The following is a 13,013-nucleotide window of genomic DNA, read 5'->3' on the forward strand; positions in this document are numbered from 1 at the left end:
AACATGCAGCAATTCAAAGTGCTACAGCGTCCTTAGTGCGTCTGATAAGACGCACGGCGCTTTAAGGCTGAGAGCGGTTAGGCAATCGAATCCTCGACTTTTTCTTCAGGGGTGCCACAGAATAGCTTTTCGCTGCGAAGGGACGTGCTGCCATGAGCGCCACGAGACTCCTGCTGACCTTGCCGCTGACGGCTGCCTTCGGCTACATGTCGCTGGTTGGCCTGATTTACGTTTCACAGCGCACCCTCCTTTATCCCGGCACCAGCGCGACCCCAGCTCCAGAGCCGTCAGCATGGGGCGAGAACGTCTACATCGACACGCCCGACGGGGAGACGCTTCATGCACTCTACAGTCGGGGCGAATCCGACAAGCCGTGCGTGCTGCTCTTCTTCGGAAACGGTGATCGCGCCGACAGTTACGGTTTTCTCGCACAGGCGTTGGCCGTGCGCGGCATTGGATTGTTGGCGATCTCCTATCGCGGCTATCCGGGATCGACCGGCTCGCCAAGCGAAGACGGGCTGCTGGAGGATGGCCTTGCGGCCTACGACTGGCTTTCACAACGCTCCAAAGGCGGAATTGTCGTTTTGGGCCGGTCGCTGGGCACCGGCATCGCCGTGAACACGGCCGGGCAGCGGCCGGCCGCCGGCATGATCCTGGTGTCCGCATATCTGTCGGTTCTGTCGGTCGCGCAGACGCGTTATCCGTTCTACCCGGTTGCCCTTCTAATCAAGGATTCCTTCCGCTCGGATCTCAAGATAGCGAAGGTGAGACAGCCAAAGCTGTTCATCCACGGCCGGCTCGACGACAGCATTCCCTTATCGTCGGGCGAGGCGTTATACCGCATCGCTCCCGGACCCAAGCAGATGCTGGTCGACGATGGCTCGGGTCATAATGATATCTGGAATGAAGGCACGGTTGGCGACGTGATCCATTTTGTGGAGTCGCTGAAAAGAGACGCGTCGTCCGGCAACAGAGGATAGGACCCGGGAGCGCTTGCTCAGATGCGGCCTGCAGACGTATTCTCAACGTTTTCGCGAGCCTGCTCCCCGGCACGCCGCCGAGGTGAGGCCCCGGCAATCGAGGGAGGTTCATCATGAGAATTGCATCAATCTGTGCAGTCGGCTGGATCGGGTTTTGCGGGATCGCTTCCGTTGCCTTGGCAGGGGATGCGCACACGCTGATCGTTCCCAATGATGTCAAGTGGGCCCCGGCCCCGAAAATGCTTCCTGCCGGAGCAGAAGTGGCGGTCCTGTTCGGCGATCCCAGCAAGGAAGGTCTGTTTGCGCTTCGGCTCAAGGCGCCGTCGGGGTATGTGGTCGCACCGCACACGCATCCTGCGGATGAGGTGGTCACGGTCATATCGGGGACTATCAATCTGGGGATGGGCGAAAAGGCCGATCGGGGCGCTGCCAAGGCGCTCCCGGCAGGCAGCTTCTTCGCATTGCCGCCGGAGATGGCACATTACGCCTACTTCGACGAAGAGACTGTCGTGCAGATCACCACCAATGGCCCGTGGGGCCTCAAATATGTCAATCCGGCGGACGATCCTTCAAAGTCGCAATAGCCGGCCTCCGGCTTGAAGGCCACCCTGCCCGCCGCCGGGCGCGGCGGGCACCCCGTATCCGCGTCGCGAAGAGGAAGCATGCATCAAAAAATTCTGGCAGGGATGTCACATCGGCAGGATCCTGCCTCGTCATGGTGTCGTAACCAACCAGAGGAACCCACCATGACCGCCAAACTTGATCCCTTCGCCGCAGCCCCTTCCCTCATGAAGAACTGGATGAGCACATCGATCGCCGTCGCTTCGAGCCTCGAGCCGAGCCTCATCGAGCTCGTCAAGATCCGCGCGTCGCAGATCAATGCCTGCGCCAACTGCATCAACATGCATACGGTGGAGGCACGGGCGAAGGGCGAGACGGAGCAGCGCATCTACCTGCTGTCGGCCTGGCGCGAGGCACCGTGCTATACCGATCGCGAACGCGCCGCTCTCGGCTGGACGGAGGCCCTGACCCGGCTGTCGGAAGGGCATACGCACGAAGGTGTCCATCAGGACCTGAACGCCCATTTCACGGAGGAGGAGCAGGTGAAGCTGACGCTGATGATCAATGTCATCAACGGCTGGAACCGCCTCGCCGTTGGCTTCGGCCTGTGGGTGGATCCGGCGGCGGCCGCCGCCGCTGCCAAGGCGGTCGCCTGATGGCGGGCGCCGGGCACGAGGAAGCAGCGGCGATTTTCGATCCGCTGCGTCCAAAGCTCATGCGCGTCGCCTATCGCATGCTCGGTTCCATTGCCGACGCCGAGGATATCATGCAGGAGGCCTTCATCCGCTGGATGGGGGCCGACCGCGCCGCAGTGAAAGTGCCCGAGGCCTTCCTGCGCCGGACGGTGACGCGGCTCTGCCTCGACCAGCTGAAATCGGCCCGGCGCCAGCGCGAGACCTATGTCGGCCCCTGGCTTCCCGATCCCGTCGTCGAGGAGGAGGAAGAGGAAGACGTCACCCTGCCGCTGATGCTCGCGCTGGAACGGCTCTCGCCGCTCGAGCGCGCCGCCTTCCTGCTGCATGACGTCTTCGGGCTGGCATTTGAGGAGGTCGCCGTGACCATCAAGCGCGATCCGGCCGCCTGCCGCCAGCTCGCCGCCCGGGCGCGCACCCATGTCCGCGAGGCACGCCCGCGCTTCCGGATCGAGAAGGAGCGCGGCCTCGAAATCGCCAAGGCCTTCTTCACCGCATCGCGCAGCGGCGACATGAAGGCGCTCGGTGCCATGCTGGCGGCCGATGTCAGCATCCATTCCGACGGCGGCGGCAAGCGTTCGGCGGCACTGAAGCCGATTCTCGGCTTCGATGCCGTGATGAAGGTGCACGAATATCTGGCGGACCTGTTCCAGAAGAACGGCTCGCAGCTTGTTCGAGCCGGCTTCGTCAACGGCCTGCCCGGTTTCGTCACGCTGGAAGCCGACGGCGAACTTCAGACGACGGCGCTCGAGATCCAGGACGGAAAGGTCGCGGCGATCTATGTGGTGCGCAACCCCGACAAGCTGAGGCACCTGCATTAGAGCCTTGGCGCGGGTCAGGCCGGCGACGGTCGGTTTCGCTCGCGCCAGGACGCCGGGCTGAGCGAGGTGACCCGCCGGAATTCCCGGTTGAAGTTCGATTTCGTCTGAAAGCCCGATTCCAGCATCGCCGCGGTCACCGACATGTCGGTGTCCCGCAGCATCCGGCAGGCCTCGGCAATCCGGAAATCGTTGATGTATTGCGAGACGTTCTTGCGCGCCAAACGGTTGACCGCTGCGGATATCTGCCGCGCCGGCAAACCCGCGCGCCGCGCCAGCCGCGACAGGGTCAGGTTATCGTCCAGCGCCAATTGCTGCTCGACGAGCAAATGCTCGATGCGATCCAGAACGTCCCGATCTTTCGCCGCCAGCGATGCAGCCTCGTCGATATTTGGCGCGCCCGCCGGCAGCGGCCGCGCCCGGGCCGCGACATTTGCGGCCAGGCCCAGAAAGAGCAGCCCCAGAAGATTTGCGTTGCTCGCGATGAGCGCGGCGTAGGCCCCCGTGCTCCATTGGAAGTCGAGAAAGATCGCGAGATCGAACAGGGCCGAGACGCAAAGCGCGGCGGCGGCAATCAGGAGAGCGCGGTGCGCCGCGTGAGCGTCGTCGAGACGCGCTTCGTCCAGGGCGTCGGGGCCCCGCCGGCCGAGGTTCACCAGCGCCAGTGCGTATCCGATAAACAGCACGATCAGGGCGCCGTCGATCAAACCCGGCGACAGCAGCAACAGCGCCATGATGCCAAGCGGCGGCGTGGCGTGAAGCCAACGGGCATTGCCGGCCACCACCTCGTCCCGGTGGATCAGGCTGCGGAAACTTGCCAGCACTAGGGGCGGCAGACAGCTTGCCAACACCGGCATCACGTATCGCACTGCCGCCAGATCGTAACCCCACCGCAAGCCGACGAGGATCGACTGCACGGCGCATAGGCAGATCAAGGCAAGGAACGGCCGAAGGCCCGCGTGCGGCTCGTCCCTGCGAAGCACCACGGCGAGGAGGATGAGGAGCAGCAATGCGACGACGAATGGCAGCGGTAGGAAGATCAAGCTTTGTCCCTTGAGTGGCGATCAGCGGCCGGATGTTGACCCAAATCGCGATTCGGGACGACCTGAATCATGATCGAGGACGCGATGACGAGGGGCACCCGCCATCATTTGCCGGTCCCTTCAACCTCGTGAGATTTCCATGATCCCTTCTCCTGTCCGTGCCGCCTTTGCCATCGCCGTCGTATTCGCGGCACCTTGCCACGCAGCCGAAGTCGGTGTGCGCGAAATAAGCGTCGCCGCGCCGGAACGCGGCCGAAGCCTTCAAGTCACCGTCTGGTATCCCGCCGGGCCTGGCGGCGACCCCGTGCTGGTGGGTGACAACCAGGTCTTCAAGGGCGCGCCGGCGCTCGCAAACGCACCGGTTCTGAGCGGGCACCATCCGTTGGTGGTGATGTCGCATGGCTCGGGCGGCCGCATCCAGGGCATGAGCTGGCTCGCCGCGGAACTGACCAAGGCCGGATTTGTCGTTGCCGGCCCCAATCATCCCGGCACGACCGGCGGCAACTCCACCCCGGCCGACACGCCGAAATTATGGGAGCGCACGCAGGATTTGTCCGCGGTGATCGACGGGCTCGCGACCGATCCGCTCTTGAGCAGCGGCATCGACAAGGACCGCGTGGGCGTCGTCGGCTTCTCGCTCGGAGGCGCGGCCGCCATGGAGATCGCCGGTGCTCGGGCCGATCTCGAAGCCTATGCCCGCTATTGCGACGCCTACAAAAAGTGGGATTGCGCCTGGTATACGGGCGGCAAAGGCTATGTCGACGACGAAGCGGTCGAGGTCGACAAGGTCGACCTGCGCAAGATCGACCGGGTGCGCTTCGAACAGTCGAACCTCGACCGGCGCATAAGATCCGCCGTTCTGATCGACCCGGGTCTCGCGCAAGCCTATCAAGCGCAGAGCCTGAAGGAGATCGCCATCCCGATGCATTTCATCAATCTCGGCAGCGGCGCCACGATTCCCGCAGCGGTGATTGCCTCCGGGTTGGCGGCGCTGACGCCGCAGGGATCCTACGCCACTATCGCTGGCGCCGATCATTTCGACTTCCTGCCCGAATGCAAGGAGGGTGGGGCCGAGCTGCTGAAGTCGTCGGGAGAAGTCGATCCCATTTGTGACGACGGCAACGGACGATCCCGCGCCGATATCCATTCCGAACTGATCGGTCTCGTGCGGCAGGCCCTGCAGCGTACGCTCAAGGATCGCTCGTGAGTCAATGCGCCTCAGAGCCGCCGATCATCGAAACGATGGACGGCGGCTCCTGCCACCGGGCTGCGGGCGGCGAAGATGCCGCCGGCCCGGCTCTCCTCGGCGGCACCGGCCGGGCGCAGGGACGTGACGACGAGCGTTTTTCGATCCGGCCCGGCAAAGCAGGGCATGGTCGGCGCGGGCACGGGGAACGGATGCGCGGCGATCAGTAGCCCATCAGGGGCAAAGCGATTGATGACGCCAGCGGAAACGCCGGCGCTCCAGTAGGTGCCGTCGACGTCGGCCGCCGCGCCATCCGGGCGGCCGGTGGCTTCATCGAGGTCCACCAGTCGCCTGCGGCCGGCGAGTTCGCCGGTCGCCGGATCGAACTGCCAGCGGTCGATCCACGGTCCGCGCGAATCGGAGTGGAACATGATCGAGCCGTCCGCGCTCCAGGCAAGCCCGTTCGAACAGATCACGCCCTCGATCTTGCGCGCCACCCTGCCCTCCGGCGCAACCCGGTAGAGCGAGGCGATCGGCCGCCGGTCGGCCGCGACCTCATGCATGCTGCCCACCCAGAAGGCGCCGTCCGGTCCCACCTTGCCGTCGTTCAGGCGCGTGTCCGCCCTCTCCAGCTCGATCGCGGCGATCTCCCGGTCGATCGCACCGCTCTCCGGGTCGAACAGCACGACGCGGTCGCGTTGCGCCAGGACGAGCCGGCCGGACTGGGCAAGGCCGAGGCTGCAGGCGCCGCCATCCAGCGTCCATTGGTCGTGATCGGCCCCGGAAAGGTCGGCGCGGTGCACCGCGCCGCGGCCGATATCGACGAAGAACAGGCAGTTGCGGCACTCGTCGTAGACGGGGCTCTCCGCCACCTCGCAGCGCAGGTCGAGCAGGCATTCAAATGTCAAGTCGAAAGACATGTTTTACACCAGGATCTGACAGGCGGTATCTCGCAGTTCAGCGACAATGCGCAGAATCTTCGCGGTTTGACGATTTCGTTTTTCCATAACATCCCTCTTGCCTCGGCTCAACTTGTAAAATAAAAATACAAGAAACTTGCCAAGGAGATTTCCATGAAAACGACATCCGTTACCGCGGCCGACCTCAGCGGCTCCGTCCTCTCGGTCCCGCCGCTGGCGCGCGACGCCAAGGGGGCGCCGAGCAAGGCGGAAAATCGCCGACAGGTGGACTGGCTGCACGCGGGCGGGGTGACGACCTATCTCTATGGCGGCAACGCCAATCTCTACAATTTCGGCGTCATGGACTTCGGCCGGCTGCTCGACATGCTCGAGGAGATCGCGCCCGCCGACGGCTGGATGATCCCGTCCATCGGCGCCGATTTCGGCAAGGCGGCCGATCAGGCCGCCATTCTGCGGGAGCGCGCCTTCCCGACCGCCATGGTGCTGCCGCTCGCCTTTCCGGCAACGCCGGCGGGCCTGGCCTCCGGCTTCGCCAAGCTTGCCGACATCGGCGGCCGGCCGCTGATCGCCTATATCAAGAATGACGGCTTCATGGAGGCAGCCGACGTCGCCCGCCTGTTCCGCGACGGCGCGATCTCGGCGGTGAAATATGCGGTCGTCCGTGCCGATCCGAAAGACGATCCCTATCTCGCCGAAATCCTCGACGCCGTCGGTTCCGGCGAGCGCATCGTCAGCGGCATCGGCGAACGCCCTGCAATCGACCACATGCAGATGGGCCTGACGGCCTTCACCTCCGGCTCGGTCTGCGTCGCTCCACATCTCTCGACCGCGATCCTGAAGGCCGGCCGCGAAGGCCGTTTCGCCGACGCCGCGGCCATTCGCGAAAGCTTCCTGCCGCTCGAGGATCTGCGCGATGCACATTCGCCGATCCGCGTCCTGCACGAGGCGGTGCGGCTCGCCGGAATTTGCGAGACCGGGCCGATCGGCGACTTCCTCACCAATCTCGACGGCGCCGAACGGCTGGACGCGATAGCCAAGGCGGCACGCGAGCTGAAAGCCCGGAGCGAAAGGGCGGTTACGCCGCTCGCCGCGAGCGCCTGACATGGTGGGACACGCGATGCGGCGAGAGAGCGTCGGGTTCGAACCTACCCATACGACGCGCCTTGGGTCCCGGCTTATCGCCAAGGCCGTCTTGAAGCTCGGCCAAAAACCCCCTCCGGCCTGCCGGCCATCTCCCCCGCAAGGGGGGAGAATGGGTGTGGCACGCTCTGCGCTTCCATCGAAGCATTCCGCTTTCAGCGACATATCGGGCGAAGCGAGGCGCCAGCCACATGTATTCTCCCCCCTTGTGGGGGAGATGGCCGGCAGGCCAGAGGGGGTAAGACCGTCCGCGACGGCCCCCGCAGGACATCCGCTAGAGGTCGCCGTAGGATCCGGTGACGCGGGCGCGGGATTCGGTCAGGTGATAGCGCATGTGCAGGCGCGCCAGGTCGGCGTTCTGGCTGGAGATCGCCATGAAGATCTTGCGATGCTCTTCGAGGACCCGGCGCCGCCGGTCGTCGGAACCCTGTTGCGTCAGGCTCAACGCCATGCGCATCGAACCGCTCATGATGTCGCGCAAATCCTGGAGAAGGCGCGGGAAAAGTTCGTTTCCCGCGGCGGCCGCGACGGCGAGGTGGAAGGCGAAATCCTCCTCCCATCCGTTCTCGCCGCGCTGGAAGGCGCTTTCGAGCGCTTGAAGCGCTTCGCCGATCTGGTTCAACTGGGCCTTGGTTCGCCGCATCGCGGCCAGCCCGGCGCATTCGGTCTCGAGCGCCAGCCGCGGCTCGAAGGCCCTCAGATAGCTGGCAATCTCGGCCGAGGCGGCGAAATCGGTGAGCTTGGTGGACGGGCGCGACTTGACGAAGGTTCCGATCCCCTGGCGCGAGACCACCAGCCCATCCGCCTGCAGCCGCATCAGCGCCTCGCGCACCACCGGCCGGGAAACCTGGAAGTCACGGCAGATATGGGCCTCGGACGGCAGTTTCGCGCCTTCGCCGAGTTGCCCGCTGGTGATCTGCTCGAGGATCTGCCCGTAAAGCACGTCGGCAAGGCGCTCGCGCCGCGCCGGTTTCAGTTTCAAGGATACGTCGTTCAAGAGCCTGGTCTCGCCTGTCAATTTTCTGAACAGGCCTAATTTAGCCGAGCCGATCGGGAAGTCAAAGGAGGTCGCGGATGACCAAACGCAAGCACCCAGAAGATCTTAGGAGTTTCCGCTGGTTCGGCGCCAAGGACCTGCGCTCCTTCGGCCATCGCTCCCGCCTCTTCCAGATGGGCTACGACCAGCAGGAAATTGCCGGCAAGCCTGTCATCGCGATTATCAACACCTGGAGCGACATCAACCCGTGCCACGCGCATCTGCGCACCCGCGCCGAGGAGGTCAAGCGCGGCGTCTGGCAGGCCGGCGGCTTCCCGGTCGAGCTGCCCGCCATGTCGCTCGCCGAGACCTATGTGAAGCCGACGACGATGCTCTACCGCAACTTCCTGGCGATGGAAGTGGAGGAACTGATCCGCTCGCATCCGGTCGACGGCGTCGTGCTGCTCGCCGGCTGCGACAAGACCCCGCCGGCGACGATCATGGGGGCGATCCAGGTCGACCTGCCGACGATCTTCGTGCCGGCCGGGCCGATGCTGCGCGGCAATTATCGCGGCCAGGCGCTCGGCTCCGGCTCGGATGTCTGGAAATACTGGGCGGAGAAGGAGGCCGGCCAGATCACCGAGCTGCAATGGAACGAGATGGAGCGCGGCATCGCCCGCTCCTACGGCACCTGCATGACGATGGGAACCGCCTCCACCATGACGGCGCTCGCCGATACGCTCGGCCTGTGTCTTCCCGGCGCTTCCGCCATTCCCGCCGCCGACGCCGGCCATTCGCGCATGGCGGCGCTTTCCGGCGCCCGCATCGTCGACATGGTCTTCGAGGACCTGAAACCCTCCGACATCCTGACGGCCAAGGCCTTCGAGAATGCGCTGGCGGTGCACATGGCCATGGCCGGCTCGACCAATGCGATGATCCACCTGATCGCCATGGCGCGGCGCTCAGGCGTCCAGCTGACACTCGAGGATTTCGACCGCATGTCGGAGCGGGTGCCGGTGCTCTGCAACATCCGCCCCACCGGCGCCTTCCTGATGGAGGATTTTTACTACGCCGGCGGGCTTCCGGCGCTCTGGAAACGGCTGGCACCGCTGCTCCACCTCGACGAGCGCAACGTCGTCGGCACGATCGGCGCGGCGATCGTGCATGCCGAGGTCCACCTGCCCGACGTCATCCGCCCGCTCGACAACCCGGTCGCCGGCCGCGGCGGCACGGCGATCCTCAAGGGCAACCTCGCGCCCGACGGCTGCGTGATGAAGCCGGCCGCCGCCGATCCGGCGCTGCTCAAGCACCGCGGCCCCGCCCTCGTCTTCGACGACTACGATCAGATGATGCGGGCGGTGAACGACGAGGACCTCGACGTCACCGCCGAGACGGTGATGATTCTGCGCAATGCCGGTCCGGTCGGCGGACCGGGCATGCCCGAATGGGGAATGCTGCCGATCCCGAAGAAGCTCCTGAAACAGGGCGTGCGCGATATGGTCAGGATTTCCGACGCGCGGATGAGCGGCACCAGCTATGGCGCCTGCATCCTGCACGTGGCGCCGGAATCCTATGTCGGCGGGCCGCTGGCGGCCGTCCGCAACGGCGACATGATCGCGCTCGACGTCGCCAACCGGACGATCACGCTGGAGGTCGACGCGGCCGAGATCGAGCGCCGGCTGGCGGAATGGCATCCGCCGGCGCGCGACTATTCGCGCGGCTACCTGAAGATGCATGCCGAGCACATCCAGCAGGCGCCGGAGGGCTGCGACTTCACCTTCCTGCAATCGCCCCACAAGCTTCCCGAACCCGAGATCCATTGAGGTAGTTCCGATGATCAAGCGACTTCTGGTAACGGGCGCCGGCGGCGGCCTCGGACGCTATGTGCGCGAGCGGCTGAAAGGACCCGCGGAGATCCTGCGCCTCTCGGATGTCGCCGACCTCTCCCCCGCCGGACCCGGCGAGGAAGTGATGCGATGCGACCTCGCCGACCGGACGGCGGTCGACGAACTGGTCCGCGATTGCGACATGATCCTGCATCTCGGCGCGATCTCGGTCGAGGCGAATTTCGACGCTCTGCTGCAGGCAAACTTCCTCGGCACCTACAATCTTTATGAAGCGGCTCGGAAGGCCGGCGTCCGGCGCATCCTCTTCGCGAGCTCCAACCATGTGATCGGCTTCCATCCGGTCGAAGAACGGCTCGACGACACAGCGGCGCGACGGCCCGACAGCCTCTACGGCGTCAGCAAATGTTTCGGCGAAGACCTCGCGCGGCTCTATTTCGACAAGTTCGGCCTGGAGACGGCGTGCCTGAGGATCGGCAGTTGCTTCGACGAACCGAAGGACCGCCGCATGCTCTCCACCTGGCTCAGCCCCGGCGACTTCATCTCGCTTATCACAAAACTCATCGCCGCGCCGGCAATCGGCCATCTCGTGCTTTACGGCGTCTCGGCGAACCGCGACGCCTGGTGGTCGAACGCCCATGCCGATTTCCTCGGCTGGCAGCCGCAGGATACCAGCGAACCCTATCGCGAGACGATCGAGCGGCGCGAAGAAGAACCCGCCGCCGGCAGCGATTACCAGGGCGGCCGTTTCGCGACGATGGGGATACTCGGCGAACGGTGAAAACCGAACGGTTGGCACCGAAGCCTAGATACGGTCGACCTTGTTGCAGCCATCCCGACCTGCTCGCGCTAAGGCGCCGTTCGGTCCTATGTAATCATTCGACAAAAGCGAATTTCTGGAAGACGCAAAGGCGGGACAGTCCGCTCCTCCACAAATCAAAGCTGGAATTTACTTGAGCATGACATAAAGGCCTTCGATGCGGCCAAACGAAGATACTGAAAATCCATACCGGAGATGACCTTCTCTCCAATTGTAAAGAAGAATTCCCTTCTTCGTTTTCTCGATGTTTATGGTGTCGCTCAGCACATTCAAAAACTCGATGCATCGAGGCTCGAAGCTTTCTCCCACGTTTAAACGAAGTTGACGTTCAAGACTGATGGCATTGAGTGTCGATTCCTCGTCCGTCAGCTTTTCGAAATCCACAATTCCTTGCCTGATGCGACTTACCGCCGAGTGGCAGTCACGATCATTCGCGTTAACCGTCGTGATCCCAAGTGCAAGTACCATTACCATGGTTTTCGTTGCCGAGAACGGCATGCGCGGTGCCCACCTAGTTGACTTGCGTCAACATACCGTGCTGCATCCGAAGTGCAATGTTTGCTGTTGTCGCTACCAAGCCGGTCGGCAGAACCACCCCGAACGGCGCTCTTCGGCCCTAGGACGAAGCCGCTCGCGCGGCACTGGCGCCCGTGGTGAGGGTGCAGGAATGATCTGAACGGCGTGCATTTGCAGGTGTGCGGTCCTGGCTGACGATTGAGGTGTTCTCAATCTTCAGACAGGAGGTTGCCATGACGGAGGAGAGGACGACCCCGCTGCGCGAGCGGATGATCGAAGACATGCGCATCCGTGGGATGGGCGACAAAGCTCAGCAGGCGCATATCCGAGCCATCAAGGATTTCGCCGGGTTTCTGAAGCGATCACCGGACACCGCCACAGCCGATGACCTGCGCGCCTACCAACTGCACATGACCAATGCGGGCATCNCCCCGCCGACCTTCAACGCCCGCATCGTGGCGCTGCGGTTCTTTTTCGCCACCACCTGCGGCCGCGAGGAGATGAAGCGGCATATGCAGTTCCGTCGGCAGCCGCAGACGTTGCCCGTGGTCTTGAGCATCGAGGAGGTCTCCGACCTGCTGATGGCGGCTCCAGGGCCGGGCCTGAAGTATCGGGCGGCACTCAGCATCTCCTATGGCGCCGGACTGCGCGCCTCCGAGGTCTGCAACCTGAAGATCAGCGACATCGACAGCGACCGGATGCTGATCCATGTCGAACAGGGCAAGGGGCAGAAGGACCGCAAGGTGATGCTGTCGCCCGGGCTGCTCAAGCTGTTGCGCGACTATTGGCGCGAGGCGCGACCACAGGGGTGGCTGTTCCCGGGCAAACCGAAGATCAACCCGATCTCGCCGCGGCAGCTCAATCGCGCCTTTACCGCCGCCAAAACCATGGCCGGTATCGGCAAGCCCGCGACGCTGCACAGCCTGCGGCACAGCTTTGCCACCCACCTCTTGGAAGCGAACACCGATGTCAGGGTCATCCAGGTCCTTCTCGGCCATGCCAGGTTGGTGACCACCGCCCGCTATACCCATGTCGCCACCAAGACGATCCGCGACACCGTCAGCCCGTTCGAGACCCTGCAGACGCTGCAGGACCAAACGCTCCGACGCGGACTGGAGTAGCGCCGGTGCGGTGATCCGGCCGAGACTGGAGATCGGCGACATCTTCCGTGCCTATGGCCCGGCGTGGCGGCGGGCCAATGCCGGGCATGTCAGCCTCACCCAGCTCAAGGTCATGGCGGCCATCGAAGCCTGCCGAACCGAGGCGCTCGGCGGGCATGTGGCGGCCTGTGCCAAATGCGGCCACAGCCACATCGCCTATAATTCCTGCAAAAACCGACACTGCCCCAAGTGCCAGGGGCCTGCCGCGCGGGACTGGATGGCCGCCCGCGCCGAAGACCTGCTGCCGGTCGAGTATTTCCACGTGGTTTTCACCCTGCCGGCCGAGATCGCCCAAATCGCCTACTGGAACAAGAAGGCTGTCTATGACCTGCTGTTTCGGGCATCGGCGGAGACGTT

14 protein-coding genes are annotated in these 13,013 nt (G+C 64.2%); 10 read left to right on the top strand and 4 right to left on the bottom strand.

Features of this window, described 5'->3' with window-relative positions; genetic code table 11:
* Positions 1–152 precede the first annotated feature (152 nt).
* The 4 genes from RHIBR816_RS0120165 (at position 153) to RHIBR816_RS0120180 (ending at position 3,054) form a co-directional block, all read left to right on the top strand.
* Positions 153–980, top strand: a complete 828-nt coding sequence (locus tag RHIBR816_RS0120165; protein WP_018238403.1) for an alpha/beta hydrolase — start codon at positions 153–155, stop codon at positions 978–980.
* Positions 981–1,093: 113 nt separating this feature from the next.
* Complete coding sequence (locus tag RHIBR816_RS0120170) at positions 1,094–1,564, top strand: cupin domain-containing protein (protein ID WP_018238404.1); 471 nt, start codon at positions 1,094–1,096, stop codon at positions 1,562–1,564.
* A gap of 162 nt (positions 1,565–1,726) precedes the next feature.
* Positions 1,727–2,197, top strand: a complete 471-nt coding sequence (locus tag RHIBR816_RS0120175; protein WP_018238405.1) for a carboxymuconolactone decarboxylase family protein — start codon at positions 1,727–1,729, stop codon at positions 2,195–2,197.
* Positions 2,197–3,054, top strand: a complete 858-nt coding sequence (locus tag RHIBR816_RS0120180) for a sigma-70 family RNA polymerase sigma factor (protein WP_018238406.1) — start codon at positions 2,197–2,199, stop codon at positions 3,052–3,054. Before RHIBR816_RS0120175 ends, RHIBR816_RS0120180 begins: the two co-directional genes overlap by 1 nt.
* Positions 3,055–3,068: 14 nt before the next feature.
* Here RHIBR816_RS0120180 and RHIBR816_RS0120185 read toward each other — a convergent pair whose 3' ends face one another.
* Entirely contained in the window at positions 3,069–4,061 is a 993-nt protein-coding gene (locus RHIBR816_RS0120185; RefSeq protein ID WP_245262629.1) for an AraC family transcriptional regulator, read from the bottom strand.
* 172 nt (positions 4,062–4,233) lie between these two features.
* On the opposite strand from RHIBR816_RS0120185, the gene RHIBR816_RS0120190 reads away from it, so the two are divergent.
* Positions 4,234–5,301, top strand: coding sequence for an alpha/beta fold hydrolase (locus tag RHIBR816_RS0120190; RefSeq protein WP_018238408.1), 1,068 nt, complete (start codon positions 4,234–4,236; stop codon positions 5,299–5,301).
* Between the two features lie 11 nt (positions 5,302–5,312).
* Here RHIBR816_RS0120190 and RHIBR816_RS0120195 read toward each other — a convergent pair whose 3' ends face one another.
* Positions 5,313–6,200 carry an SMP-30/gluconolactonase/LRE family protein gene (locus RHIBR816_RS0120195; RefSeq protein ID WP_018238409.1) on the bottom strand — a complete coding sequence of 296 codons (888 nt, stop codon included), beginning with the start codon at positions 6,198–6,200 and terminating at the stop codon, positions 5,313–5,315.
* 153 nt (positions 6,201–6,353) lie between these two features.
* Between RHIBR816_RS0120195 and RHIBR816_RS0120200 the strand changes: the two genes are divergently transcribed.
* Entirely contained in the window at positions 6,354–7,301 is a 948-nt protein-coding gene (locus tag RHIBR816_RS0120200) for a dihydrodipicolinate synthase family protein (RefSeq protein ID WP_018238410.1), read from the top strand.
* Between the two features lie 313 nt (positions 7,302–7,614).
* Here RHIBR816_RS0120200 and RHIBR816_RS0120205 read toward each other — a convergent pair whose 3' ends face one another.
* A complete protein-coding gene (locus RHIBR816_RS0120205; protein WP_018238411.1) occupies positions 7,615–8,337 on the bottom strand; it encodes a FadR/GntR family transcriptional regulator in 723 nt (240 codons plus the stop codon).
* Between the two features lie 77 nt (positions 8,338–8,414).
* On the opposite strand from RHIBR816_RS0120205, the gene araD reads away from it, so the two are divergent.
* A complete protein-coding gene (gene araD, locus RHIBR816_RS0120210; protein WP_018238412.1) occupies positions 8,415–10,139 on the top strand; it encodes an L-arabinonate dehydratase in 1,725 nt (574 codons plus the stop codon).
* Between the two features lie 10 nt (positions 10,140–10,149).
* Positions 10,150–10,941, top strand: coding sequence for an NAD(P)-dependent oxidoreductase (locus RHIBR816_RS0120215; protein ID WP_018238413.1), 792 nt, complete (start codon positions 10,150–10,152; stop codon positions 10,939–10,941).
* Between the two features lie 168 nt (positions 10,942–11,109).
* Here the strand turns inward: RHIBR816_RS0120215 and RHIBR816_RS0120220 are convergent, their stop codons facing one another.
* Positions 11,110–11,478: a hypothetical protein gene (locus tag RHIBR816_RS0120220; protein ID WP_157628215.1), complete on the bottom strand. Its 369-nt coding sequence runs from the start codon at positions 11,476–11,478 to the stop codon at positions 11,110–11,112.
* A 251-nt stretch (positions 11,479–11,729) separates the two neighbouring features.
* Between RHIBR816_RS0120220 and RHIBR816_RS0120225 the strand changes: the two genes are divergently transcribed.
* Positions 11,730–12,617 (top strand): site-specific integrase, encoded by an 888-nt coding sequence (locus tag RHIBR816_RS0120225; RefSeq protein ID WP_026186916.1) that lies wholly within the window; start codon positions 11,730–11,732, stop codon positions 12,615–12,617.
* Positions 12,618–12,627: 10 nt separating this feature from the next.
* Positions 12,628–13,013: transposase zinc-binding domain-containing protein (locus tag RHIBR816_RS34430; RefSeq protein ID WP_034815373.1), on the top strand; the 386-nt coding region annotated here is incomplete at its 3' end.

It is taken from the genome of Ensifer sp. BR816, from assembly GCF_000378985.1.
Taxonomy (GTDB): domain Bacteria; phylum Pseudomonadota; class Alphaproteobacteria; order Rhizobiales; family Rhizobiaceae; genus Sinorhizobium.

Excerpts from the sequence above, each read along its gene's own strand:
- RHIBR816_RS0120165 (WP_018238403.1), top strand. The coding sequence starts at position 153 with ATGAGCGCCACGAGACTCCTGCTGACCTTGCCGCTGACGGCTGCCTTC.
- RHIBR816_RS0120170 (WP_018238404.1), top strand. The coding sequence starts at position 1,094 with ATGAGAATTGCATCAATCTGTGCAGTCGGCTGGATCGGGTTTTGCGGG.
- RHIBR816_RS0120175 (WP_018238405.1), top strand. The coding sequence starts at position 1,727 with ATGACCGCCAAACTTGATCCCTTCGCCGCAGCCCCTTCCCTCATGAAG.
- RHIBR816_RS0120180 (WP_018238406.1), top strand. The coding sequence starts at position 2,197 with ATGGCGGGCGCCGGGCACGAGGAAGCAGCGGCGATTTTCGATCCGCTG.
- RHIBR816_RS0120190 (WP_018238408.1), top strand. The coding sequence starts at position 4,234 with ATGATCCCTTCTCCTGTCCGTGCCGCCTTTGCCATCGCCGTCGTATTC.
- RHIBR816_RS0120195 (WP_018238409.1), bottom strand. The coding sequence starts at position 6,200 with ATGTCTTTCGACTTGACATTTGAATGCCTGCTCGACCTGCGCTGCGAG.
- RHIBR816_RS0120200 (WP_018238410.1), top strand. The coding sequence starts at position 6,354 with ATGAAAACGACATCCGTTACCGCGGCCGACCTCAGCGGCTCCGTCCTC.
- araD (WP_018238412.1), top strand. The coding sequence starts at position 8,415 with ATGACCAAACGCAAGCACCCAGAAGATCTTAGGAGTTTCCGCTGGTTC.
- RHIBR816_RS0120215 (WP_018238413.1), top strand. The coding sequence starts at position 10,150 with ATGATCAAGCGACTTCTGGTAACGGGCGCCGGCGGCGGCCTCGGACGC.
- RHIBR816_RS0120220 (WP_157628215.1), bottom strand. The coding sequence starts at position 11,478 with ATGCCGTTCTCGGCAACGAAAACCATGGTAATGGTACTTGCACTTGGG.